At 71.8% G+C, this 22,999-nt stretch carries 23 protein-coding genes and 2 pseudogenes; 16 read left to right on the forward strand and 9 right to left on the reverse strand.

Features of this window, described 5'->3' with window-relative positions:
• Nucleotides 1-70: 70 nt before the first annotated feature.
• The 4 genes from ABZU43_RS31190 to ABZU43_RS31205 are packed head-to-tail and all read right to left on the reverse strand — an operon-like array spanning nucleotide 71 to nucleotide 3,133.
• The gene (locus ABZU43_RS31190) at nucleotides 71-832 is read right to left on the reverse strand and encodes an SDR family oxidoreductase (RefSeq protein WP_355009965.1); all 762 of its coding nucleotides are present in this window, start codon (nucleotides 830-832) and stop codon (nucleotides 71-73) included.
• The gene (locus ABZU43_RS31195; protein WP_355009966.1) at nucleotides 817-1,362 is read right to left on the reverse strand and encodes a hypothetical protein; all 546 of its coding nucleotides are present in this window, start codon (nucleotides 1,360-1,362) and stop codon (nucleotides 817-819) included. Before ABZU43_RS31195 ends, ABZU43_RS31190 begins: the two co-directional genes overlap by 16 nt.
• Complete coding sequence (locus ABZU43_RS31200; RefSeq protein WP_355009967.1) at nucleotides 1,359-2,177, reverse strand: DUF692 domain-containing protein; 819 nt, start codon at nucleotides 2,175-2,177, stop codon at nucleotides 1,359-1,361. The genes ABZU43_RS31195 and ABZU43_RS31200 overlap by 4 nt, the downstream gene beginning before the upstream one ends.
• Nucleotides 2,174-3,133 (reverse strand): TIGR04222 domain-containing membrane protein, encoded by a 960-nt coding sequence (locus ABZU43_RS31205; protein WP_355009968.1) that lies wholly within the window; start codon nucleotides 3,131-3,133, stop codon nucleotides 2,174-2,176. Before ABZU43_RS31205 ends, ABZU43_RS31200 begins: the two co-directional genes overlap by 4 nt.
• Between ABZU43_RS31205 and ABZU43_RS31210 the strand changes: the two are divergent.
• Nucleotides 3,122-3,289: pseudogene (locus ABZU43_RS31210) on the forward strand (hypothetical protein); the annotation flags it as partial. The gene ABZU43_RS31205 and the pseudogene ABZU43_RS31210 overlap by 12 nt on opposite strands.
• On the opposite strand, the gene ABZU43_RS31215 reads toward ABZU43_RS31210, so the two are convergent.
• A complete protein-coding gene (locus ABZU43_RS31215; protein WP_355009969.1) occupies nucleotides 3,215-3,787 on the reverse strand; it encodes a helix-turn-helix domain-containing protein in 573 nt (190 codons plus the stop codon). The pseudogene ABZU43_RS31210 and the gene ABZU43_RS31215 sit on opposite strands and share 75 nt — an antisense overlap.
• 77 nt (nucleotides 3,788-3,864) lie before the next feature.
• On the opposite strand from ABZU43_RS31215, the gene ABZU43_RS31220 reads away from it, so the two are divergent.
• From ABZU43_RS31220 to ABZU43_RS31230, 3 genes are all read left to right on the forward strand, one after another.
• Complete coding sequence (locus tag ABZU43_RS31220) at nucleotides 3,865-4,725, forward strand: carbon-nitrogen hydrolase family protein (RefSeq protein WP_355009970.1); 861 nt, start codon at nucleotides 3,865-3,867, stop codon at nucleotides 4,723-4,725.
• 65 nt (nucleotides 4,726-4,790) lie between these two features.
• Complete coding sequence (locus ABZU43_RS31225) at nucleotides 4,791-5,435, forward strand: HAD family hydrolase (RefSeq protein WP_091403736.1); 645 nt, start codon at nucleotides 4,791-4,793, stop codon at nucleotides 5,433-5,435.
• A 213-nt stretch (nucleotides 5,436-5,648) separates the two neighbouring features.
• Nucleotides 5,649-6,581 (forward strand): RIO1 family regulatory kinase/ATPase, encoded by a 933-nt coding sequence (locus tag ABZU43_RS31230; protein WP_355009971.1) that lies wholly within the window; start codon nucleotides 5,649-5,651, stop codon nucleotides 6,579-6,581.
• A gap of 44 nt (nucleotides 6,582-6,625) precedes the next feature.
• Here the strand turns inward: ABZU43_RS31230 and ABZU43_RS31235 are convergent, their stop codons facing one another.
• Entirely contained in the window at nucleotides 6,626-6,874 is a 249-nt protein-coding gene (locus tag ABZU43_RS31235) for a DUF2630 family protein (protein WP_091403743.1), read from the reverse strand.
• 444 nt (nucleotides 6,875-7,318) lie between these two features.
• On the opposite strand from ABZU43_RS31235, the gene ABZU43_RS31240 reads away from it, so the two are divergent.
• The 9 genes from ABZU43_RS31240 to ABZU43_RS31280 all read left to right on the forward strand — a co-directional run bounded on the left by ABZU43_RS31240 (nucleotide 7,319) and on the right by ABZU43_RS31280 (nucleotide 17,040).
• A complete protein-coding gene (locus ABZU43_RS31240; protein ID WP_355009986.1) occupies nucleotides 7,319-8,656 on the forward strand; it encodes a cytochrome P450 in 1,338 nt (445 codons plus the stop codon).
• Nucleotides 8,653-9,570 carry a terpene synthase family protein gene (locus tag ABZU43_RS31245; protein ID WP_355009972.1) on the forward strand — a complete coding sequence of 306 codons (918 nt, stop codon included), beginning with the start codon at nucleotides 8,653-8,655 and terminating at the stop codon, nucleotides 9,568-9,570. The genes ABZU43_RS31240 and ABZU43_RS31245 overlap by 4 nt, the downstream gene beginning before the upstream one ends.
• Entirely contained in the window at nucleotides 9,563-11,179 is a 1,617-nt protein-coding gene (locus ABZU43_RS31250) for a prenyltransferase/squalene oxidase repeat-containing protein (RefSeq protein WP_355009973.1), read from the forward strand. Before ABZU43_RS31245 ends, ABZU43_RS31250 begins: the two co-directional genes overlap by 8 nt.
• A gap of 124 nt (nucleotides 11,180-11,303) precedes the next feature.
• Nucleotides 11,304-13,865, forward strand: coding sequence for a nitrate- and nitrite sensing domain-containing protein (locus ABZU43_RS31255; protein WP_355009974.1), 2,562 nt, complete (start codon nucleotides 11,304-11,306; stop codon nucleotides 13,863-13,865).
• A gap of 81 nt (nucleotides 13,866-13,946) precedes the next feature.
• Nucleotides 13,947-14,369 (forward strand): roadblock/LC7 domain-containing protein, encoded by a 423-nt coding sequence (locus ABZU43_RS31260; RefSeq protein WP_030337269.1) that lies wholly within the window; start codon nucleotides 13,947-13,949, stop codon nucleotides 14,367-14,369.
• Nucleotides 14,370-14,374: 5 nt separating this feature from the next.
• Nucleotides 14,375-14,761 carry a DUF742 domain-containing protein gene (locus tag ABZU43_RS31265; protein WP_030337267.1) on the forward strand — a complete coding sequence of 129 codons (387 nt, stop codon included), beginning with the start codon at nucleotides 14,375-14,377 and terminating at the stop codon, nucleotides 14,759-14,761.
• Complete coding sequence (locus tag ABZU43_RS31270; protein ID WP_355009975.1) at nucleotides 14,742-15,353, forward strand: ATP/GTP-binding protein; 612 nt, start codon at nucleotides 14,742-14,744, stop codon at nucleotides 15,351-15,353. The genes ABZU43_RS31265 and ABZU43_RS31270 overlap by 20 nt, the downstream gene beginning before the upstream one ends.
• Before the next feature lie 95 nt (nucleotides 15,354-15,448).
• Nucleotides 15,449-15,775: a YciI family protein gene (locus tag ABZU43_RS31275; protein ID WP_355009987.1), complete on the forward strand. Its 327-nt coding sequence runs from the start codon at nucleotides 15,449-15,451 to the stop codon at nucleotides 15,773-15,775.
• 5 nt (nucleotides 15,776-15,780) lie between these two features.
• Complete coding sequence (locus ABZU43_RS31280) at nucleotides 15,781-17,040, forward strand: sigma-70 family RNA polymerase sigma factor (RefSeq protein WP_355009976.1); 1,260 nt, start codon at nucleotides 15,781-15,783, stop codon at nucleotides 17,038-17,040.
• 615 nt (nucleotides 17,041-17,655) lie between these two features.
• On the opposite strand, the gene ABZU43_RS31285 is transcribed toward ABZU43_RS31280, so the two are convergent.
• Nucleotides 17,656-17,910, reverse strand: a complete 255-nt coding sequence (locus ABZU43_RS31285) for a prevent-host-death protein (protein WP_355009977.1) — start codon at nucleotides 17,908-17,910, stop codon at nucleotides 17,656-17,658.
• A 184-nt stretch (nucleotides 17,911-18,094) separates the two neighbouring features.
• On the opposite strand from ABZU43_RS31285, the gene ABZU43_RS31290 reads away from it, so the two are divergent.
• Nucleotides 18,095-18,568 carry a hypothetical protein gene (locus ABZU43_RS31290; protein ID WP_355009978.1) on the forward strand — a complete coding sequence of 158 codons (474 nt, stop codon included), beginning with the start codon at nucleotides 18,095-18,097 and terminating at the stop codon, nucleotides 18,566-18,568.
• A 77-nt stretch (nucleotides 18,569-18,645) separates the two neighbouring features.
• Here ABZU43_RS31290 and ABZU43_RS31295 read toward each other — a convergent pair whose 3' ends face one another.
• On the reverse strand, nucleotides 18,646-21,498 hold the full coding sequence (locus ABZU43_RS31295; protein WP_355009979.1) for an aconitate hydratase: 2,853 nt from the start codon (nucleotides 21,496-21,498) through the stop codon (nucleotides 18,646-18,648).
• A gap of 159 nt (nucleotides 21,499-21,657) precedes the next feature.
• Here ABZU43_RS31295 and ABZU43_RS31300 point away from each other — a divergent pair, with 159 nt between their 5' ends.
• Together ABZU43_RS31300 and ABZU43_RS31305 are read left to right on the forward strand one after the other, a co-directional pair.
• Complete coding sequence (locus tag ABZU43_RS31300) at nucleotides 21,658-22,017, forward strand: glyoxalase (RefSeq protein WP_355009980.1); 360 nt, start codon at nucleotides 21,658-21,660, stop codon at nucleotides 22,015-22,017.
• Between the two features lie 115 nt (nucleotides 22,018-22,132).
• Nucleotides 22,133-22,834, forward strand: coding sequence for a DedA family protein (locus ABZU43_RS31305; protein ID WP_355009981.1), 702 nt, complete (start codon nucleotides 22,133-22,135; stop codon nucleotides 22,832-22,834).
• Nucleotides 22,835-22,907: 73 nt separating this feature from the next.
• Here the strand turns inward: ABZU43_RS31305 and ABZU43_RS31310 are convergent.
• Nucleotides 22,908-22,999, reverse strand: a pseudogene (locus ABZU43_RS31310) (phytochelatin synthase); the annotation flags it as partial.

Raw genomic sequence — 22,999 nt, forward strand, 5'->3', positions numbered from 1 at the left:
ACGGCCGGGTGGTCGTGTGGGGCAGGCTCTGGCGGCGTCACCGTGCGGGCGGGTCGGGCCCGCTCGGCTGTCACAGCCCGCGCAGCGCGCCGCCGTCGACCGGCACTGTGATTCCGGTGAGGTAGCTCGCGGCGGGGGAGAGCACGAACGCGGCCACCCGGCCGAACTCGGCGGGGTCGCCGACGCGGCGCAGCGGGATGCCGGCCTCCGCCTCGGCGCGGGCCCGCTCCGGGTCACCGGTCGCTCCGAACAGTTCCCGGTTGCGGTCGGTCATGATCCGGCCGGGCAACAGCCCGACCACCCGGACCCCACGCGGACCGTAGTCGTCGGCGATGTCCTTGGCGGCCCCGACCAGGCCGGGCCGCAGACCGTTGGAGATGCCGAGACCGGGCACCGGGCCACGCGCCGAGGTGGAGAGCACCAACCCGATCGCGCCGCCCTCGGGCAGGGCGTTGGCGACAGTGCGTACGGCGCGGATGGTGCCCAGGAAGACGGTCTCGAAGGACAGCCGCCACTGCTCGTCGGTGACCGCTGCGGCGTTGCCCGGCGGTGGTCCACCGACCGAGATCAGCGCGCCGTCGAGCCGGCCGAAGTGTTCCTGAGCGGCGGCGACGAGCTGCCCCGGGGTCTCCGGGTGGGTCAGGTCCGCGGTCAGCCCGATGGCGTGCTCCGGGCCGCCAAGCTGCTGCGCGGCGGCGGCCACCGCGTCCGGGTCGCGGGCCGAGAGCACCACCCGCGCACCGTCGGCGACCAGGCTCTGTGCGGTCGCGTAACCCAGACCGCGGGAGGCGCCGGTGAGGACGTACACGCGGTCGGTCAGTCCGAGATCCATAACTCCGATCCTGCCGCATCCGGTACACCGTCGCCAGCACGGGTGGACAGCCGTGGGGCGGGGCGCAGCAGGCGTACCCGGCCGGCGATCTGCAGCGCGACGGCGCCGCCGGCGCGGCCCACCGCTGGCGCCCGGCGCGGGCGCGGCGCTCGAAGCCCGTCGTAGCGCAGGCGTGCCTCCCGGACGGCCAACTCCTCGGCGGCGGCCGGGGGGAGCGCCTGCTGGGCGCGCAGCGCCCGGGCCAGGTCCCAACCGTCGCGCAGCGATCCGGCGGTGGGTCGCCGGGCGGCCCACTCGGCGAAGGTGGCCGACCAGCGGGCACCGAGACCTGCGGCGAGCAGTGGCCAGTGCCGGGCCACCTCGCCGGCCCGTTTGCGCAGCAGGGCCGCGCGGGTGGCGGCCAGCGGGCCCGGCGCGAACCCCGCCGGTGGCTCACCCCCGGCGACCAGCGCCGCGACAAGTTCGGCCTGCCGTTCGGCCAGCCCGGCGCGGGGCGTCGGCGCGCTGCCGCCCTCTGGTGTGCCCGTCATGTCACGGCCGGAAAGCCCGCGGCGGCGGCCAGAGCGTCCAGTTCGGCGCGGAGTTCGACGGCCGGCGGGTAGTGGCCGTCGCGCTCCAGCAGCAGGGCCGGCGGTCGCCGTCGGGCGCAGAGCGCGCCGAGAAGCTCCAGCACCGCTGTCGGCACCGGGTCGGTGTGGGTGTCGTGGTAGAAACCGCCGTGTTCCGCGCCGCCAGCCACGTGGGCGTACGCGACCCGTTCCAGCGGCAGGCGGTCCAGCAACGCCAGCGGGTCGGCACCCCGGTTGCGGGCGTTGGCGTGCACGTTTGCCACGTCCAGCAGCAGCAGTGCTCCGGTCCGGTCGAGGATCTCGGTGAGGAAGTCCGCCTCGGTCAGCTCGTCGTCGGGCCAGTCGACAAGCGCGGCGATCGGTTCCAGCGCGATCGGCACCGGAAGCTCGGCCTGTGCCCGGGCCACGTTGGCGCAGACCACGTCGACGGCTTCCCGGCTGCGCGGCAGCGGCAGCAGGTGACCGGCCTCCAGGCCGCCGGCCCGGACGAACGCGATGTGCTCGCTGACCAGCGGGGCGTCCAGGCGTTGCGCCACCGCGGCCAGGTGCGCGACCCGGGCCGGGTCGACCGGCTCGGCGCCGCCGAGAGAGAGCCGCACCCCATGGGGTACGACGGTCACCGCGCGGTCCCGCAGCTGGGTCAGGCCGGGCGGGAGCGGCCCGGAGGCGGGCACCCCCTCGGCCACCACCTCCACGAAGCGTAGGCCGGGCAGCTCGGCCACGAAACCGGCGATCTCCGGCCGCCAGCCGATGCCGACGCCGGACGGGCCGGTCATCCGCCGCACCCCCCGCCGCCGCACCCGCCTCCGCCGCCGCCGCCGCCGCCGCCGCCGCCGCCGCCGCCGCCGCCGCAGGAGCTTCCGCCGTCCGAGCCGGAGCTGTCACCACCGCCCGAGGATCCGTCGGACCCTCCGGACCAGCCGCTGCCGGCGGCGGCCTGGCGCTGGATCTCGGCCTGCTCGGCGAAGCCAGGGTCGAGCGCCCAGAGCGAGGCGGTGCCGTACAGGGCCACGCCCATCGCCGCGCCGGCCGCTCCGTAGGTGGCGTAGGCCGGCGCGGAGGCGGGGGCGAGGTGGGTGTGCTGGCGGCGGACGGAACGCAGGGCGGCCCGACCGGCCCGGGTGAGCATCGGGACCCGACGCAGCACCAGCGTGACGATCAGGAGAGCGACCAGGGTCAGCAGCAGGTAGCCGACCGGGCGGCCGCTGAACAGGCCGGAGACCAACCGGAGCACACCGAGACCCAGCAGGGCGATCAGGAGCGTGGCCCAGAAGCGGGCCCGCGCGCGCTGCGCGTCGTTGGTCAGCAGCCCGCGCTCCTCCAGGCCGTTGCGGATCTGGTGCAGCGCGACGCGTACGCGCTCGTCCTGGGGCAGGTCCCGGACCCGCGAGTGCTGGTGGGCTGCCCAGTGGATGGCCTGGTCCAGTGGGGTGAGCCCGGTCGGTGCGGCACCGACGGTGGTCAGTCGGCGGTCCGGTCGTACGGCGACCGCGCCGCTGCCGCGCAGCCCGCCGAGCGCCGCGTGCACCGCGAGTTGGGGGCCACCGTTGAGGTACGCGACCTGCTGGGGTCCGAGGGGATCGGCGGTCATGGCACCGCTCGACCCGACCGCCAGACGTAAGCGCTGGTACGCCACGATCGCCACCAGCAGGATGGCCGCGGCGATGTAGTAGCGGAGGAAGGTCGGGCCGGAGATGCCCCAGGTGTCGCCGGACGCGGCGTGGACGGTCATCGACTGCTCCTGTCACCGGAGGGATCGGCGGCCCCATTGTGGAGCAGCCTCGCCACGGTCGACAGACCGGTGTGTGCGCGGTCAGTGCCGGCGGACCGCCTCCTCGACGAGGTCGAGCACCGGGCCCAGGTCGCCGGCCGGTCGGCCCATGGCCAGGTGCAGCACCAGGCCGTCGTAGGCCAGCTCCAGGAACTGGGCCAGCACGTCGATCGGGACGTCCTCGCGCAGCACCCCGGCGTCGCGCTGGCGGGCCAGCCGGTCCCGGGTCGCCTCGGCGATCGCGGCGGACCGCTCCGCCCAGCGCTTGGCGAACGCCGGGTCGGTGCGCAGCCGACGGGAGACCTCCAGTTGGCTGCCCAGCCAGCCGGTGGTGTCCGGCGAGACGGCGCGAGCGAGGAGGTCGCGCATCACCTGCACCAGACCGTTGCGGGCCACCGTCTCGACCATGACCGCGGCGTCGTCCTCGGCGACGGCGAGGAAGAGCGAGTCCTTGTCGCGGAAATGGTGGAAGATCGCGCCACGGGACAGGCCGGTGGCCTCCTCGAGGCGGCGTACTGTCGCCCCCTCGTAGCCGAGCCGGGCGAAACACGCCCGGGCCGCGGCGAGGATCTCCTGCCGGCGAGCGTCGAGCTGGTCCTGGCTTACTCTGGGCACACGTCGATCGTCGCAGGTCACCCCGGGGCACGCAAACCGTACGTACGGCTTGGGATGTTGCCGACTACCATCGCCCGGTGACCCAGCCCCACACTCTGCCCAACTCCCCGCTGACGGTGGCCACCATCCAGGCCACCCCCACACCGGGCGACGTCGCCGGCAACACGGTCATCGCCGCCGACCTGGTCCGTGAGGCCGGTAGGCGGGGCGCCCGGGTGGCCGTCCTACCGGAGCTGTTCCTCTGCGCGTACCACCCGCCGGTTCTCGCTGCCGACCCGGCCGGCACGGACGTCGCGGCCGACCCGGCCGGGATGGTCGCGGATCCCCGGCTCGACCCGCTGCGCGTCGCGGCGCGCGAGGCCGGCGTCACCGCGGTGGTCGGCGCGGCCGTCCGGCACCCCGACGGCCGGCGGACCATCGCGGCGCTGGTGGTCGACCGGACCGGCGAGGTGCGGGTCGGGTACGACAAGCAGCAGTTGTGGGGCGACGAGCGGGAGCTGTTCAGCCCCGGCGACCGGGGTGCCACGCTGCTCGTCGACGACTGGCGGCTCGGGCTCGGCATCTGCTACGACGGCTGTTTCCCCGAGCACGGCCGGGCCGCCGCCCTCGACGGCGCGCACGCCTACCTGTGCCCCAGCGGATACCTGGCCGGCTCCGAGCACCGCCGGGATCTCTACTACGCCGCACGTGCCCTGGACAACACGATGTTCGTGGTCTTCGCCAACGCGGTCGGAGGGGCAGATCCGTGGCGGTTCAACGGCGGTGCGGCCATCTACGACCCCGAGGGGCGGGTGCTGGCTGGCGGGGCGGACGACGGCACGGCGGTGCTCGTGGCGACGCTGGACCCCGCAGTGCTCGCGACTACCCGGACGGCCCACTCGATGCTTCTCGATCGGCTGCCGGACCAGGGCGGTGCCCGGCTGTCGATGCCTGGCTGAGCCCTTCGTCAGCTCGATAGCCGCCGCATCTGTTAACGGACACGTCGGTCCCGTAGGGTGCCCGAGTGCCACTGCTCCTGCTGGACCTGGACAACACCCTGCTGGATCGGGCCGGGCCGTTCCGCCGCTGGGGTGAGCGCTTCCTGGACAGCATCGGCGCGCCCCACACCGACATCGACTGGCTGATCTCGATCGACGCCGACGGTCTGACCGACCGCTGGGACCTCGCCGACGCCATCCGGGACCGCTACGAGCTGCGGATTCCCTCGATCGACCTGGTCGAGGAGCTGCACGACGGGGTGGTGGCGCAGACCCGGCTCGACCCGCTGACCGCCTGCGCGCTGCGGATCGCCGACGACGCCGGCTGGGTGCCGGTGGTGGTCTGCAACGGCACCGTACGCGTCGAGGACGCCAAGATTCGCCAGACCGGGCTGGACCAGTACGTCGCGGACTGGGTGATCTCCGAGGAGGCCGGCGTCAGCAAGCCCAACCCGAGAATCTTCGCGCTCGCCGCCCAGCGGGTCCGGATGCCGCTGCGGGGGGCGTGGGTGATCGGCGACAGCCCGGAGGCGGACATCGGCGGGGCCGCCGCCGTCGGGCTGCCCAGCGTCTGGCTGCACCGGGGGCGCACCTGGTCGGACGTCCGGTTCGCGCCGAGCCGCACCGTGGACGGGTTGATCGCCGCGGTCGCCACCGTCCTGGCCCGCTGAGGGTTCCGCGCTGCCGGCCGGGCGTCCGAGCGGTCGTTCGGGTGGCGGCTCGGTAATTCGGTTGACCGGCCGACGTGGTCGTACGAGCATTGTCCGCGCATGGTGCATCCCGGGCGTGTGCCCGGTCGAGGAGAGGAGGCGGGTCATGGCCGTCTTTGCAGGTCGCTTCTTCCAGCTGCCTATCTCAGCCTCGACCAAGGGAACCTCACCACAGTGCGCGATCATGACCTTCCGGCGCTTGAGCGCCGGAGCCGCGGCAAGAGCCGCTTCGACGACGACGAACAGCAGTTTCTGAAGCGCGGGCGGCCCACCGAGCCGCTCGCAGACCCGGACAGCGAACCTGACCCGGACACCGGCGAGCGCTGGTCGTCCTGGGACGACGCCGTGCACGGGCCGCAGCCCCACCCCGCCTGGCTGGTCACCGAGTTGGCCGCCAAGGACACCGAGCTGGGTGTGTTGAAGACCGGCAAGGAGGCGGACGTCCACCTGGTCCGTCGGGCTGTGCCGGACACCGACCGGTCCTGTCTGCTAGCGGTGAAACGCTACCGCGATCCCGAGCACCGGTTGTTCCACCGCGATGCCGGCTACCTGGAGGGCCGTCGGGTGCGCCGGTCCCGGGAGAACCGGGCGATGGCCAGCCGGACGGCGTTCGGCCGGCAGATGATCGCCGGGCAGTGGGCGGCAGCCGAGTTCGCTGCGCTGAGCCGGCTCTGGGAGATCGGCGCCGGGCACGACCGGATCGCCGTGCCGTACCCGGTGCAGTTGCGGGGCACCGAGCTGATGCTGGAGTTCGTCGGTGACGCCGAGTCGGGGGAGGCGGCACCCCGACTGGCCCAGTTGCGACCTGGCCCGACCGAGCTGCGTGACCTGTGGGCCCAACTGGTGGAGGCGCTGCGGGTGCTGGCGCGGGCCGGCTACGCGCATGGCGACCTGTCGCCGTACAACCTGCTCGTGCACCAGGGTCGACTGGTCGTGATCGACCTGCCGCAGGTGGTCGACGTGGTGGCGAACCCACAGGGGCCGGAGTTCCTGGCCCGCGATGTGCGGGTGGTCGGCGCCTGGTTCGCGGCCCGGGGTCTCTCCGCCGAGCTGGTGGACCCGGGCATGTTGACCGGAGAGCTGCTGCACGAGGCGGGCCTGCGCTGATCGGAGCGGGTCGGGCGGCCGCACCGCCCGCCCCGCCACGTCGGCTATTGCAGGTAGCGCTCCACCTCGGGCTTGGGGCGTTCGCCCTGGGCGTCCGGGTCGCCGTGGGTCTCCCGGGCGGCCCGTCGGCGGCGTAGCAGGTCCCAGCACTGGTCGAGGGACTCCTCCAGGGCGCGCAGCCGCTCGCTGGCCTCGCCCTCGGTGCCCGACTCGTGGGCCTGGGCGTCGGCACGCAGCTTGTGTTCCTCGTCGACCAGCTCGGAGATCCGGTTCAGGATGGTCTTGTCGTCCATGCCACAGAGCCTGGCACAGGGTGCCGGGCGTCGCCCGGATTCGGGGGTACCGGTGCGTCCCGGATCACCGACCCGCATCGGCCCGCCCTCCGTCGCCCTGGCGGAGAGGTGGCAGCCCGGCCGGCCGGATGCGGCCGCCTCCGCCCGCCGTGGTGGTGGCTTGATCGGCCACCCGGCGGGTGCCACTCCTGAATATCCATTCTGGATTTGCTCGACGTAGAACATCGACGGCTGTGCGTGCGCTTAGATGGAAATTGCGCTGTACGCAAGTCTGGAGGTGCCCCCCATTTGGTGAGATGCTTCCGGCGGCCCATAAGGTGAAAGTTTCATCAACCTGACCGACCGAAGTGGACTCTCGCGGTCGTCGGGACGACGAGGAGACGTGGTTCGATGTCGCAGGTGTCCGAAGCGGGCCCCGTCACCGTCAGCGCCGAGCCCCGGACGATCCCGTTACGACGCGTTCTCCCGGCACTGGCCCGCGATCCGCTGGGCGCACTCGTCGACTTCGCGCAGGACGCCGGCGGTGACGTCGTCCGGCTCAACCTCGGCTCGTTCCGCCCCTATCTGGTCAGCCACCCTGAGCACCTGCAACGCATTCTGCGGGACAACGTTGCCAACTACACCCGCGACGGCGACGGGTTGCTCTGGCGGCCCGTACGTCGAATCGTCGGTGACGCCATCCTGGTCGCCGAGGGTGAGATCTGGGAATCCAGCCGAGGCGCGCTGCAACCGTTGTTCACCGCCAAGCGGGCCGAGATGCTCGTCGACAGGATGGCCGAGGCGATCAACGAGGCGGTCGACGAGTGGCTCGAACCGGCCCGCGCCGGTCGCCCGATCGACGGGGGAGCCGAACTGACCCGGATCGTCCTGCGCACCACAATGCGGGTGCTCTTCGCCGACCGGATCTCGGTGCCCGACGCGCTGCGGATCAGCGCCGCACTGGACACCCTCACTACCGCGATGCTCCCCCGACTGCTGATGCCCGTCGTGCCGTACGCGGTACCGATGCCCGGCGACCGGCGCTTCCGCGAGGCGGTGCGCACCATCGACGAGGTGGTGCTGCCGATCATCCGGGCGGCCCGGTCCCATCCCACCGACGGCGAGGACATCATCTCCACGCTCTGCCGGCCGCGCGCCGACGGCAGCGAACCCGACGAGTACGCCATCCGCGGCGACGTGGTCGCGATGTTCTCCACCGCCACCGAGACCACGATCGCCCTGCTCTCCTGGCTCTGGCCGGTGCTCGGGTCCCGGCCCGACGTGGCCGAGCGGATGACCGACGAGATCGAGCGGGTGGTCGGCGCCGAACGGGTCGGACGCGAGCACCTGCCCCAACTGCGCTACGGCCGGATGGTGCTCGACGAGATGCTGCGGCTCTACCCGGCCGGCTGGATGATCCCGCGCACCGCGGTCGGCGACGACGTGCTGGGCGGGGTGCGGGTCAAGGCCGGCGGCACCGTGCTGGTCAGCCCGTACGTGACCCAGCGGATGTCGACCTTCTGGACCGACCCGACACTCTTCGACCCGGAGCGGTTCGCGCCGGAGCTGCCCCGGCGGCGTTACCGCTACTCCTACTTCCCGTTCGGCGGGGGCCCGCACCAGTGCCTCGGTCAGTACCTGTTCCTGTTGGAGGCCCAGCTCATCGTCAGCACCGTGCTGAGCCGCTACCGTTTTCGACTGCGCGAACCGGTGGACCTCACCCCCCGGATGGGCGCCTCGCTGCAACCCAAGCAACGGGCCGAGCTCATCCTCACCCCGGTCGAGCGCCCGGCCGCGTCGTGACGGAGGCCCCGCGACCGGCGCGGGCCGGTCAGGACGCAGTCGCCGAGCAGGGTCGGGTGTGCGCACTCGCACTGCGGGGCGTACGCGACCTCCAGACCGTCACCGCCGCCCATCCCGAGCTGTTCGACGCCGCGCCGTTCGACCCGGCACTGCTGAGTTCGGTTGCCACAGCGGTTGCCTTCGTCGCGCCCTGGCACAGCGTCGCCGAACTGCGGATCACCACCCGTACCGTCCTCTGGGTCTTCGCGGCCGACTGGCAGGTCGACTACCTCGCCCGGTCCGTGGACGACGTCCGCGAGGTGGTGAATGCCTGCCTGGCGGTGGTCGACGGCGGGCCGCCACCACCGGGGCGGCACCTGGCCCGACTGCTGGCCGATCTGCGTGACGAGCTGGCGACCGTGCCGGCGTTCGCCCGGCTGCGCCCGATCTGGCGCGACGAGCTGGCCCGGATGCTCGCCGCCATGGCCCGTGAGTGGGACTGGAAGAACCTGCCTACCGACCCGACCACCGGGCGACGCCTGCCGGACCTGGACCGCTACCTGGAGAACGCCGACAACACCGGTAGCTCCTTCGTCAACGTCACCCACTGGATCGCGACCGGAGACGACCGGACACTCGCCCAGTTGGCCGATCTGCTGGACGCCGGACGCGGCGTGCAGCGGGTGCTGCGGCTGGTCAACGACCTCGCCACACAGACACGTGACGCCGAGTGGGGTGACCTGAACGCCCTCTCGCTCGTCGACGACCCGGCGCAGGTGCACGACCGGCTGGCCGAGCTGACCGCCCGCTCCCGGGGTGACCTGGCCGCCCTCGCCGAGCGGTGCCCCCGTCAGGCGGACTACCTCAACCGACAGATCTCCTTCACCGGCGGCTTCTACCAACTGTCGGACTTCTGGGGAGTGCGCGATGAGTGACTGTGGCACCCGTCTCCTCGCCGACGCGGCGACGACCACCGAACCGGTTGCCGCCGCAGCCCGCGAGCTGGTCGCCGGCCTTCGCCTGCGGCCGTGGGGGCAGGTCGCCGCGTCCGTGTACGAGACCGGGCGGCTGGTCGCCGTCGCCCCCTGGCTGACCGGGCACCACCAGCGGATCGCGTTCCTGGTGCGCAGCCAGCGCCCGGACGGGGCGTGGGGCCCTCCCGAGGGGTACGCCCTGGTGCCGACGCTGAGCGCCACCGACGCGCTGCTCGCGGTGTTGTCCGACGGCAGGGCCGGGACCAAGCTGCTCGCCCCGGTGGCCCGTGGGCTCGGCGCGCTCGTCGACACACTGCTCCGCACGGACGCCCGGAACCTGCCGGACACCCCCGCGCTGGACCTCATCGTTCCGGCGCTGGTCGACACGATCAATGGTCGGCTCGCCGGGCTGGAACGAGCCACCGCCGACCGGCTGGCCTGCGCGCCACTGCCGCTTCCGGCCGGGCTGAACCGGGACCGGCTGCGCGCGGTGCGGTCCGCGGTGGTCGCCGGAGCGGCTCTGCCGCCGAAGTTGGCCCACTTCTACGAGATCCTGGACGCGGCACCCTCCGACGCCGGCCCCACCCTCACCGCGGTCGGCGCTTCACCCGCCGCGACCGCGGCCTGGCTGAGCCTGGCCGGCCCGGCTGCCGGCCCCGCCGCGTACGCCTTCCTGCGGGCGTTGATCCGCGACGGAGGCGGCCCGGTGCCCTGCCCGGCACCGATCACCGTCTTCGAGCGGGCCTGGGTGCTGAGTGGCCTGAGCCGGGCCGGGATCACGATCGACCCGCCGGCTGACGTTCTGGAGAGCCTGACCGCAGCCACCACCGGCCAGGGCATCGCCACCGGCGACGGCCTGCCGACCGACGCGGACACCACAGCGGTGTCACTCGACGCGTTGGCCCGGCTCGGCCGTCCGGCGGACCCGGCCAGCCTGTGGGCGTACGAGACGGCCGACGGCTTCTGCACCTGGCCGGGGGAGGACGGTTTCTCGGTCACCACGAACGCCCACGTGCTGAACGCCTTCGGTCAGTACGTGAGCCGGTACCCGGACGCCGACGGTCGCTACCACCGGGCGGTCGACCGGCTGAGCGCGGTGTTGACCGGGCGTCAACGCGCCGACGGTGCCTGGCAGGACAGGTGGCACGCCTCGCCGTACTACGCCACCGCCTGCTGCGTGCTGGCACTCGCCGAGTTCGGGCGGGGCGCGGCTGCCGCCGAGGCGGTGGATCGGGCGGCCGGTTGGGTGTTGAACAGCCAGCGCGCGGACGGTTCGTGGGGGCGGTGGGGCGGCACCGCCGAGGAGACCGCGTACGCCCTCCAGGTGCTGTTGACGGTGCCGACGGCGGTGCCCCGGGTCGACGACGCGGTGGCGCGCGGGCACGCCTACCTGCACGAATCCGCTGCGCGGGAGCACCCTCCACTGTGGTGCGGCAAGGAGCTGTACTGTCCGACGGTCATCGTTCGCGCCGCGGTGCTCGCCGCCTGCCGGCTGGCCGGCATTCGTGCATCCGGCGTAGACCGATCGGTGGTGGATTGCGGTTACCAGATAACAAAAACAGCGACTTGAGGGGTTGTGTGGACACTGCTAGCGTACGCAGAGCCTCAGCCCCGGATGCCCCGCTGTGGTGGGACGTCGCCCCCTCTGATCATTCGTTGATGAGCTGAGTCAACGCCCGGCCTGGGACGGTTCAATGCGTTCTCGCGGTACGAGTATCCGCACCAAGGTTGTCGCCCTGCTGCTCTCCCTGGTCGCGCTCTGGATGTTCGCGGCCTGGGTCACCCTGCGTGATGGCTTCAACCTGCTCGGTGTTCAGGTCATCAACACCAAGGTGTACGAGCCGAGCGAACCGTTGCTGCAGGAGCTCCAGGTGGAGCGGCGGTTGACCCAGGCGTACCTGAGCAACCCCGAGGCCGCGCAGCGGAGCGCCCTTGAGGCCGACCACCGCAAGACCACCGAGCTGGCTGCCACCTTCGCCGACTCGGTGCGCGACTGGCAGGTCGACATCGCCGGCAGTTCCGTGCTGGGCAACCAGCTCCGCATGACGATCGCCCAGGTCGACACGTTGGAGCGGACCCGAGCCGAGGTGCTGGACCGCAAGATCGACCGAGTCGCCGCCGCCGAGGCGTACACCGACGCGATCGAGTCGATCTTCCAGGTCTACGACGTGACAGGCAGTCTGGACGACAAGCAGATCGCCGGCGAGGCGGCGGCCCTCATCCAGCTCAACCGGATGAAGGAGCTGATCTCGCAGGAGGACGCGCTGCTCAGTGGCCTCTTCGGCAACGGCCGGATGAGCGGCGCGGAGTATGCCCGCTACGTCGCGCTGGTCGGCGCGGAGCGGTTCGTCGGTGAAGAGGCCCGGGTCCGGCTCGCCGACGCCGACCAGCGCAGCTACCGGCAGCTCGTCGAGGGTGAGGCGTTCACCCGACTGCGCGCCGTGCAGGACAGCATCATCCGCGAAGGCCGGCCGTCGACGCAGCTGCCGGTCGGCGCCGAGCAGTGGCGCGGCACCGTGGAACCCGCGCTGGCCGCGATCGACGACGTCGTGCTCGGCGGTGGTGAGGGCATCGTGGACCGGGCCACCGGCGTCGCCGTGATGGTCGTCGTCCGGCTGGTACTCGCCACCGGTCTGGGCCTGCTCGCCGTCATCGCCTCCGTCGTCGTCTCCATCACCACCGCGCGGAACCTGCTGCGCCAGCTGGAGCGGCTGCGACAGGCCGCCTGGCAGCTCGCCGACGAGCGGCTCCCCCGGGTGGTGGACCGGCTCGGGCGCGGCGAGGAGGTCGACGTGGCCACCGAGGCGCCCCCGCTGGAGTTCGGCACCGACGAGATCGGTCAGGTCGGCAAGGCGTTCAACGCCGTTCAGGAGACCGCCCTGCGCACCGCCGTCGAGCAGGCCGACCTGCGTCGCAACGTCCGCGAGGTCTTCCTGAGCCTGGCCCGACGCACGCAGGCGCTCGTCCACCGTCAGCTCACCCTGCTCGACGCGATGGAACGCCGCGAGCACGACGCGGAGGAGCTGGAGGACCTGTTCCGGGTCGACCACCTGGCCACCCGGATGCGGCGCAACGCGGAAAACCTGATCGTGCTCTCCGGCTCCACCCCTGGTCGGGCCTGGCGGCGCAACGTCCCGATGGTCGACGTGGTGCGCGGCGCCGTGGCCGAGGTGGAGGACTACACCCGGGTCAACGTGCTGCCGCTCGGTCCTGTCTCGCTCGCCGGCCGCGCGGTCGGCGACGTCATCCACCTGCTCGCCGAGCTGATCGAGAACGGCCTGTCGTTCTCCCCGCCCCACACGACGGTCGAGGTCCGCGGCCAACTGGTCTCCAACGGCTTCGCCATCGAGATCGAGGACCGTGGCCTCGGCATGAGCGAGGAGGACCTGGCCGCGGCGAACCACCGGATCGTCGACCAGTCCGAGCTGAACCTCGCCAACGCCGCCCGCCTCGGGCTCTACGTGGTGAGCCGGCTGACCGAACGGCACGGCGTGCGGGTACGGCTCAAGGAGTCCGCGTACGGCGGCACCACCGCTGTCGTGCTGATCCCGCTGGAGCTGGTCACCGAGGCCGACGCCTCCCCGGAGGACTCCGGCTCGTTCCGGACCGGCTCGGCCATCCCGATGCCGCCGGCACCCGCCACGGACACCGGCCGTACGACCCCCCTCGCACCGGTCGCGCTCGCCGCACCGACGACCACCACGTCGGAGGTGGCGGTGACCTCGGCGGCGCCGAATCCAGCCGACACCACCGCGCCGACGACGGACGGGGAGGCCGAGGCGGACACCGTTCTCCCCACCCGACAGCGGACCACCCCGGCAACCAGCGCCCCCGACCTGCCCACCCGCGCCCGCCGCGGGCCCGCTCAGCCGGCCCTGGAAGCCCCGACAGTGCCCACCGGGCTGCCCGCTGTCGACACCACCCGCCCGGAAACCCCCGACGAAGAGGCGGCCCCGGCCGGCGACGGTGGGCCGGCGCCCGCCAGCGCCGATGCGGAGCGGACCGACTCCGGCCTGCCCGTCCGGGTCCGACAGGCGAACATTGTTCCCGAGTTGCGAGACGACCCGGCGATGTCCGAAGCCGACGACGAGGATGTGGTGCGCCCACCGGAGCAGGTTCGCCGGATGATGAGCTCCTACCAGACCGGCACCCGGCGTGGGCGGACCGACGCGGCGCGGCTGCTCGGCGGCGCCTCCGGCGCACCGGTGACGACGACGCCGTCCGAGCTGGCCGACGAGGATCCACAAGCGACCTGACCGAGCACCGGCAACGCGCGGTGTGACGGTCGAGCCCCAGACGAACAACGGCGCACAGCCGGGCGAGAAGAGGACGACGAAGTGACCCAGAAGACGGCTTCGAGCGCCGACCTGACGTGGTTGCTGGATGACCTGGTGGGCCGGGTGAAGCAGGCCGAACACGCGGTCGCGCTCTCCACCGACGGCCTCCTGATGGCCTCCTCGCAGGGGTTGAGCCGGGACGACGGCGAGCACCTCGCTGCGATGGCGGCCGGCATCCAGAGCCTCGCGCGGGGCGCCGGCAAGCGTTTCGGTGGCGGGCAGGTGCAACAGACCATCATCGAGATGCAGTCGTCGTTCCTGTTCGTCACCGCGGCCGGCCGCAACGCCTGCCTGGCGGTACTGGCCACCGAGGACGCCGACGTCGGCCTGATCGCCTACGAGATGGCGATGCTGGTCACCCGGGTCGGCAAGTACGTCGCATCACCGTCGCGCGGCACTGATCAGCAGGTCGGCGAGAGGTAGCGGCGATGACGGTCCAGGGGGAGTCCGCAGACCACCAGTGGGTGGATGACCACGCGGGTCCGGTGGTGCGTCCGTACGCGGTGACCCGTGGTCGGGCCCGCCCGGTCACCGGCACGTTCGACCTGATCTCCCTGGTCACGGCGACCCGAGCCGAGGTCACGCCCGAGGTCGGTCTCGGTCCCGAACACTTGGCGATCGTTGGGCTGTGCCAACGCATACAGTCCGTCGCCGAGATCGCCGCCCATCTCGACCTGCCGGTGGGCACCATCAGGGTGCTCCTCGGTGATCTGGCGGCCCGCAGCCTGGTGCAGGTCCGCGAGCCGCAGACCACGGCCGGTCTTCCCGACAACAGCATCTTCGAGGCGGTAATCAATGGACTACGGGCACTCTGACCGGCCGGCGGGAGCGACGCCACTGCCCACCGCGATCAAGATCCTGGTCGCGGGCGGCTTCGGCGTGGGCAAGACGACGATGGTTGGCGCGGTCAGCGAAACCCGGCCGTTGCGCACCGAGGAGGTGCTGACGGAGTCGGGGGTCGGCATCGACGACCTGTCCGGGGTGGAGAGCAAGACCACCACCACCGTGGCCATGGACTTCGGCCGGATCACCATCAGCGACGACCTGGTGCTGTACCTCTTCGGTACCCCGGGGCAGGACCGGTTCTGGTTCGTCTGGGACGAGTTGGCGTTGGGGGCGATCGGCGCGGTGGTGCTGGCCGACACCCGCCGGCTCGCCGACTGCTTCCCCTCGATCGACTACTTCGAGGGTCGGGGCACGCCCTTCGTGGTGGCGGTGAACTGCTTCCAGGACGCCCGGAAGTACCGGCTCGACGAGGTGCAGGCCGCGCTGAACCTGGACCCGGGTGTGCCGGTGCTGCTCTGCGACGCCCGGCAGCGTGAGTCCAGCAAGGAGGTGCTCGTCACGCTGATGGAGCACGCCATGAAGACCCGCGAGGCCCGCCGCCGCGCCGCCAGCGGAGACTGACCGGAATTTCTCGGGGGAGGGTGTCCGGAACGCTCCCGGCCGATCGTCATGCTGGCGACACCCCGAGAAACCAAGGGAGCGATCAGATGAAGTACATGATGTTCGTTTGCAGCGACACCGAGCCGGACACCGACCCCACCGAGCTTTTCGACATCGACAAGTGGGTGGCGGAGAACGACTCTCGTGGCCGCCGCCTGACCGGCAACGTACTGGGGCCGACCAGCGCGGCCACCACCGTCCGCGTTCGCGACGGCGAGCTGCTCGTCTCCGAGGGGCCGTTCGCGGAGACCGCCGAGGTGATCGTGGGCTTCGACCTGCTCGACTGCGCCGACCTGGACGAGGCGATCGAGGTGGCCCGCACCCACCCGATGGCCCGTGAGGGGCGACTGGAACTGCGTCCGTTCGCGGACCTGTCCGACTGACGAGGTTGTCCACCCCGCCGCGCCGGCCGGTGCGCATCCCGGCACCGTCCGACGCGGCGGCGGCGGAGGCCGTCGCGGTCGCCAGCGTCGAGGCGTACCCCCGGATCGTCGCGACCCTCATCCGTGTCACCGGGGACTGGGCGTTGGCCGAGGACTGCGCCCAGGAGTCGTTGACCGTGGCGCTGGAACGCTGGCCCACCGACGGTGTGCCAGCCAACCCGGGCGGCTGGCTCATGACCGTGGCGCGCAACCGGGCGATCGACGTGCTACGCCGGGCCACAGTGGAGCGGCGCAAGCTGCACGAACTGGCGTTGCTCACCCCCGACGACGCGCAGCCCGAGCCCGAGGTGGGGCAGGACGTGGTGGACGACCGGTTGCGTCTCATCTTCACCTGCTGCCATCCGGCGCTCGCGATCGAGGCCCGGGTGGCGTTGACGCTGCGAACGGTCTGCGGCGTGCCCACCGCTGACATCGCCCGCCTGCTGCTGGTCAGCGAGTCGACGATGACCCGCCGGTTGACCCGGGCGCGCACCCGCATCGCCCAGGCCGGCATCCCGTACCGGGTGCCGAGCGGGCCGGCGCTGACCGAGCGGCTGCCCGGCGTCCTCGCCGTGCTGTACCTGCTGTTCACCAGGGGCTACGTCGCCGACGGCGAACCGGCCTTCGCCGACGAGGCGGTCCGGCTGGCCCGGCTGCTCGACCATCTGATGCCACACCAGTCCGAGGTCGCCGCGCTGCTGGCGCTGCTGCTGTTCCAACACTCCCGTCGGGACGCCCGCCGCGACGCCGCCGGCAACCTGCTCACCCTGCAACGGCAGGACCGCGACCGGTGGGACCGCTCCGCCATCTCCGAGGGCCTGACCGCCCTCGATCGGGTACGCCAGGACGGGCCGTACGCGTGGCAGGCCCGAATCGCCGCCTGCCACGCCACCGCCGCCTCGGCCGACGAGACCGACTGGCCGACGATCGCCCACGCTTACGACGCCCTGCTCGGCATCCGGCCGTCGCCCGTGGTCGCGCTGAACCGCGCGGTCGCGCACGGCTACGCGTACGGGCCAGCCGCCGGGTTGGTCCTGCTCGACGCGGCCCGCGCCGGGGGCGGGCTGGACGACCATCCGCTCGCCGTGGCGGTGCAGGCCGATCTGGTGGCCCGGCAGGGCGACCGGAGACGCGCGGCAGGACTGTTCCGGGAGGCGGCGGCAGCGGTGGGCTCGACCGCCGAGCGCCGTGCGCTGCTCGACCGGGCCGCCGACCTGTCCCACTGACGAGCCGCACCCCGCCCCGCACCCCGCCCCGCACCCCGCACCCCCACGCACCACCTCGCCGATCATGGAGTTGTGGTGGGCAACAAAAGCCCTGTGAGACACCAAACCAGGCACCACAACTCCATGATCGGCGGGCCGGGAGGGCCCCCCTCGGCGATCTTGCACTTTCTGTGCCGGCAGTAGGGGCATTCCACCCATGTCGACAACCGAAACTGCAAGATCGGCGCGATCTTCTCGCTCGATCGCGGGGAGGTCAGCCGCGTACCCGCATCACGCTGGCGGTCGCGGAGCGGTCCGCCGGTCGCGCACACCGCCGACGGCCCGCTCTGGACGTGCGACGCCTGCGGTCAGGACTGGCCCTGTCCGCTACTGCGAGCGACCCCGACTGACGCCGCCCGCCGGGCGACCCTGATCCCCGAGTTCTCCCGGATCACCCGCCGGGCGATCCGACCGGGCCGACGACCTCATCCGCGAGCAGGCGAGAGTCACGCTACTAGGATTGGTACGCCGTACTTCTGGATGCGGTCCTCATGGGTGACCAGGGCCAGGCCTTCGTGCAGGGCCTGCGCAACGTCGGTCAGCTACCAGAGCACCACATGCGTGTCGAGCAGAGCGTCATCCGGACAGCCCGAAGCAGCGAGCAACCTCGTCGTTGACCTCGTCGGAATCCCAGTTGGCGGTGAGGTCCAACGGACCGCGTAGAGACCCGCGACCGATGCGTGTTGTCCGACGTATAGCAATGCCCTCGGCAGCTGGGCTGCCAGCCCGGCTGACCACGGTCTCCTCGCCGTGCTCGACCCGTTCGGTGATGCGTGGCGGGTTCGTCTTGGCATCGTGGAGGTTGAACTGTGCCGCAGCTTCACCGGCCACCCTGACACCTCCTTGCAGAGGTTAGCCCGTGGCGGGGCACGACAGGGGGAACGACCCGGGACCGACGCAGGCTCCCTCCCGCCGCGGGCGGGAGGAAGCCCGACCTGCACGGTGTCCGGTCGCACTGCGGCTGCGCTGAGCGCTCACCCCTGTCGGCGCAGGCGGCGATCGATATGGTGGCCACATGGCACTGCCGTTCGTGGTTACTCTGCGCGGTTACGACATGCGTCAGGTCGAGAGTCTCTTCGCCGAGGTCGATGAGGCTGTGGCCGCCGACAGTGCAGTGTTGCGGGCTGCCGCGCGAGACGCGCTCCGGGCGACCACCCTGCGACGGCGTTTACGGGGCTACGCCCCCCGGGACGTGGACGCGGCGATAGCCCAACGGCTGGCTGCACTTGCGCACCCGGGCACCCCGAGCGGACCGACGCGACCACCCGCCATCACGCCGTTGCCGTTCGTGGTAACTCTGCGCGGTTACGACATGTGTCAGGTTGAGAGTCTCTTCGCCGAGGTCGATGGGGCGCTGGCCACTGACAGCGCTGTGTCACGGGCTGCCACGCGAGACGCGCTGCGGGCGGCCACCCTGCGACGGCGATTACGTGGCTACGACGTCGGGCAGGTGGATGCGGCAATAGACGAGCGACTCCGGGCGCTCTGACCGCAAGCCCGCCTCGGTGTGGACGGCGAAGGCCGCCCCCGCCGGAGCGGGAGCGGCCTTCCACCAGTCGTACGCGATCAGTTGGCGATCATGCGGCGCAGCACGTACTGCAGGATGCCGCCGTGCCGGTAGTAGTCCGCCTCACCGGGGGTGTCGATCCGCACCACGGCGTCGAACTCCACGCCGGTGTCGGTGCTGACCTGCACGGTGCGCGGGGTATCACCGTCGTTCAGGGCGGTCACCCCGGTGATGGTGAACGTCTCGGTGCCGGTCAGGCCGAGCGACTCGGCGGTGACGTCCACCGGGAACTGGAGCGGCAGTACGCCCATCCCGATCAGGTTGGAGCGGTGGATCCGCTCGTACGACTCGGCGATGACCGCCCGGACGCCCAGCAGCATCGTGCCCTTGGCCGCCCAGTCCCGCGACGAGCCCGAGCCGTACTCCTTGCCGGCCAGGATGACCAGCGGGATGCCGGCCTCCTGGTAGGCCGTCGAGGCGTCGTAGATCGAGGTCTGCTCGCCGGTGAGGTGGTTGACGGTGAAGCCACCCTCCACCCCGGGCACCAGCTGGTTGCGCAGCCGGATGTTGGCGAAGGTGCCCCGGATCATCACCTCGTGGTTGCCCCGGCGGGAACCATACGAGTTGAACTCGTGGCGCGGCACGCCGTGCTCGGCAAGGTACGTGCCGGCCGGGGAGTCCGCCTTGATCGCGCCGGCCGGGGAGATGTGGTCGGTGGTCACCGAGTCACCCAGCTTGGCCAGCACCCGGGCGGCGGAGATGTCGACGACCGGGCTCGGCTCCTGCTGCATGCCCTCGAAGTACGGGGGCTTACGCACGTAGGTGGAGTCGTTCTCCCAGGCGAAGGTGTCGCCGGTCGGGGTCGGCAGCGACTGCCACCGCTCGTCGCCGGCGAAGACATCGGCGTACGCGGCGCTGAAACCGGCGGCGCCGATCGCCTGGGCGATGACGTCCTGGATCTCGGCGCTGTTCGGCCAGATCTCGCGCAGGTAGACCGGGTTGCCCTCGGAGTCCTCACCGATCGGCTCGTTGGCCAGGTCGATGTCCATGGTGCCGGCCAGGGCGTAGGCGACCACCAGCGGCGGCGACGCCAGGTAGTTCATCTTGACGTCCGGGTTGATCCGGCCCTCGAAGTTCCGGTTGCCCGAGAGCACCGAGACGACCGACAGGTCGTGCTCGTTGACCGCGGCGGACACCTCCTCGGGCAGCGGGCCCGAGTTGCCGATGCACGTGGTGCAGCCGTAGCCGACCAGGTTGAAGCCGAGCTTGTCCAGGTACGGGGTGAGGCCGGCGCGCTCGTAGTAGTCCATGACGACCTTCGACCCGGGCGCCAGGGTGGTCTTCACCCACGGCTTGCGGGACAGGCCCTTCTCCACCGCGTTGCGGGCCAGCAGCGCGGCACCGATCATCACCTGCGGGTTGGACGTGTTGGTGCAGGAGGTGATCGCGGCGATCACCACTGCGCCGTGGTCCAGCTCGTACTCCACGCCGTCGGTGCCGGTGACCCGGACCGGGTTGCTGGCCCGGCCGCCCGCGCCAACCGCCGCGGTCTCCAGGTCGCGCGGCTCGTCGGCCGGGTCGCTGAACTCGTTGGCCGGCGGGTCGCTGGCCGGGAAGGACTCGGCGCTGGCCTCGTCGGCCGGGCCGTTGGCGCCGCGCGGCAGCTCCTCGCGGGGGACACCCGGCTTGAGGTCGCGCTCACCGACGGAGTCGTCGGCCACGTAGTCGGTCAACGCGGAGCGGAACAGCGTCTTGGCGCTGCCCAGCGGCACCCGGTCCTGCGGGCGCTTCGGGCCGGCGAGCGACGGCTCGATGGTGCCGAGATCCAGCTCCAGGCGCTCGGAGTAGTCCGGCTCGGCGTCCGGGTCGTGCCAGAGACCCTGCTCCTTGGCGTACGCCTCGACGAGCGCGACCTGCGCGGCGTCCCGGCCGGTCAGCTCCAGGTAGCGGATCGTCTCCGCGTCGATCGGGAAGATCGCCACGGTGGAGCCGTACTCCGGGGACATGTTGCCGATGGTGGCCCGGTTGGCCAGCGGCACCGCGCTCACGCCGGGGCCGTAGAACTCGACGAACTTGCCGACCACACCGTGCTTGCGCAGCATCTCGGTGATGGTCAGCACCAGGTCGGTGGCGGTGGTGCCGGCCGGCATTTCACCGGAGAGCTTGAAGCCCACCACCCGGGGGATCAGCATGCTGACCGGCTGGCCGAGCATCGCGGCCTCGGCCTCGATGCCGCCGACGCCCCAGCCCAGCACGCCCAGGCCGTTGACCATCGTGGTGTGCGAGTCGGTGCCGACCACAGTGTCCGGGTACGCCTGGCCGTTGCGCTCCATGATGGTGCGGGCCAGGTACTCGATGTTGACCTGGTGCACGATGCCGGTGCCCGGCGGGACGACCTTGAACTCGTTGAACGCGGTCTGACCCCAGCGCAGGAACTGGTAGCGCTCCTTGTTGCGCTCGTACTCCAGCTCGACGTTGCGGGCGAACGCGTCCTCGCGGCCGAACAGGTCGGCGATGACCGAGTGGTCGATGACCAGCTCGGCCGGGGCGAGGGGGTTGACCTTGGTGGCGTCGCCGCCCAGGTCACGTACTGCCTCGCGCATGGTGGCCAGGTCGACCACGCAGGGCACGCCGGTGAAGTCCTGCATCAGGACCCGCGCCGGGGTGAACTGGATCTCCACGCTCGGGGCGGCGGTGGAGTCCCACCCGCCGAGCTGGCGGATGTGGTCGGCGGTGATGTTCGCGCCGTCCTCGGTCCGCAGCAGGTTCTCCAGCAGGATCTTCAGGCTGTACGGCAACCGCGCGTGGCCGTCCACCTTGTCGATCTTGAAAATCTCGTAGCTCGCGTCTCCGACGCGTAGCTGGGTCTTCGCACCGAAGGTGTCGAGGCTCGCCACGTCGTACTCCTTCACACCAGCGACCGTGAGTAGTCCTGAGCAGTCTGTCGCACCGGCCGGGGTGCCGCCGAGGTTAGGTGACACTTACCGCCCGATTCCGCTTCCAACAAAACCGTACGTCCGTCTTGCTATATGTGCAAGCGAGTGCCAGGGTTCGAGACAGGAGGTACCGCAATGATCCACCACGTACTGCTGGCCTGTCCGCGCGGCACCGAGGAGGTCTCGCGCGCCTTCTACGCTGGCCTGCTCGGCCTGGTCGAGAAACCCAAACCCCCGGCCCTCGCCGCCCGCGGCGGTTGCTGGTTCATCGGGTACGACGCCGAACTGCACCTGGGCGTCGAAGACGACTTCCACCCCGCCCGCAAGGCACACCCTGCCCTGCTCCGCCCCGACCTCGACATGCTTGCCGGTCGGCTGCTCGACGCCGGGTACGACGTCGTCTGGGGTGACGACGAACTGCCCGGGATGCGCCGCTTCCATACTCACGACCCGCACGGCAACCGGCTGGAGTTCGTCGCCCCGCTCGCCGGCTGACGCCAGCCTCGACTCCCGCGGTTGAGCCTGAATGGCGGCTGGGCGGGTGTCCGCGAGCACGCCGGTTCACCAGGTCCCGGGGTAGGGTCGGAGGCCGGATCGGAAGGGGTGCCGAGTGGTCGACGTCCAGCACTGGCTCTCGGCCCTGCCTCCGGGCGTGGTCTACCTCATCGTCGCCGGCGTGATCGGCGTCGAGAGCATGGGCGTCCCGCTGCCCGGAGAGATCGTGCTCGTCAGCTCCGCCCTGCTCGCCGCCACCGGAGTGGTGGAGCCGGAGTGGGTGGCCAGCGCCGCGGCGTTCGGCGCCATCGTCGGCGACTCCGTCGGGTACGCCGTCGGCCGACGCGGCGGTCGCCCGCTGCTCGCCCGGCTGGGCAGACGGTTCCCCAAACACCTGGGCCCGGCGCAACTCGCCCGTGCCGAACAGAGCTTCGCGCGGCACGGCGTCTGGGCGGTCTTCTTCGGGCGGTTCGTGGCACTGCTGCGGATCCTCGCCGGGCCGCTCGCCGGTGCGCTGCACGTGCCGTACCGCCGCTTCCTCCTGGCTAACGCGGCCGGCGGCCTGGTCTGGGCCTTCGGCACGACGTACCTGCTCTACTCGGTCGGCAAGGCGGCCGAACACTGGCTGAAGGACATCTCCTGGGCCGGGTTGGTCCTCGCGGTGCTCGCCGGGCTCGGCAGCACCTGGTGGCTGCGCCGCCGCGCCCACCGCGTCACGTCGACCGACAGCGCGTCCGGCGTGGAGGTGGCCTCCGACGGTCAGTCGGCTGCGGTGGCCCCTGACGTCGATCCGGTCCGCGCGGGCAACGAGCACTGATCTTCGACTGGTCATGACGAAGGGCCGGGCCCCGTGGTGGGGTCCGGCCCTTCGTCATGTGGTGTGGTTCGGGTCAGCTGGTGGCGTAGCCGCGGGTGGCGATCCAGTCGGCGAGGTGTTCGACGCTGATCTGGTAGGCGGCCTGGTTGGGGTCGGCGGAGTCGG

Origin of the sequence: Micromonospora sp. NPDC005205 (genome assembly GCF_040608275.1) — a bacterium.
Lineage (GTDB): Bacteria > Actinomycetota > Actinomycetes > Mycobacteriales > Micromonosporaceae > Micromonospora.

Excerpts from the sequence above, each read along its gene's own strand:
- ABZU43_RS31190 (WP_355009965.1), bottom strand. The coding sequence starts at position 832 with ATGGATCTCGGACTGACCGACCGCGTGTACGTCCTCACCGGCGCCTCC.
- ABZU43_RS31195 (WP_355009966.1), bottom strand. The coding sequence starts at position 1,362 with ATGACGGGCACACCAGAGGGCGGCAGCGCGCCGACGCCCCGCGCCGGG.
- ABZU43_RS31200 (WP_355009967.1), bottom strand. The coding sequence starts at position 2,177 with ATGACCGGCCCGTCCGGCGTCGGCATCGGCTGGCGGCCGGAGATCGCC.
- ABZU43_RS31205 (WP_355009968.1), bottom strand. The coding sequence starts at position 3,133 with ATGACCGTCCACGCCGCGTCCGGCGACACCTGGGGCATCTCCGGCCCG.
- ABZU43_RS31235 (WP_091403743.1), bottom strand. The coding sequence starts at position 6,874 with ATGGACGACAAGACCATCCTGAACCGGATCTCCGAGCTGGTCGACGAG.
- ABZU43_RS31250 (WP_355009973.1), top strand. The coding sequence starts at position 9,563 with ATGAGTGACTGTGGCACCCGTCTCCTCGCCGACGCGGCGACGACCACC.
- ABZU43_RS31255 (WP_355009974.1), top strand. The coding sequence starts at position 11,304 with ATGCGTTCTCGCGGTACGAGTATCCGCACCAAGGTTGTCGCCCTGCTG.
- ABZU43_RS31265 (WP_030337267.1), top strand. The coding sequence starts at position 14,375 with ATGACGGTCCAGGGGGAGTCCGCAGACCACCAGTGGGTGGATGACCAC.
- ABZU43_RS31270 (WP_355009975.1), top strand. The coding sequence starts at position 14,742 with ATGGACTACGGGCACTCTGACCGGCCGGCGGGAGCGACGCCACTGCCC.
- ABZU43_RS31275 (WP_355009987.1), top strand. The coding sequence starts at position 15,449 with ATGATGTTCGTTTGCAGCGACACCGAGCCGGACACCGACCCCACCGAG.
- ABZU43_RS31290 (WP_355009978.1), top strand. The coding sequence starts at position 18,095 with ATGGCACTGCCGTTCGTGGTTACTCTGCGCGGTTACGACATGCGTCAG.
- ABZU43_RS31300 (WP_355009980.1), top strand. The coding sequence starts at position 21,658 with ATGATCCACCACGTACTGCTGGCCTGTCCGCGCGGCACCGAGGAGGTC.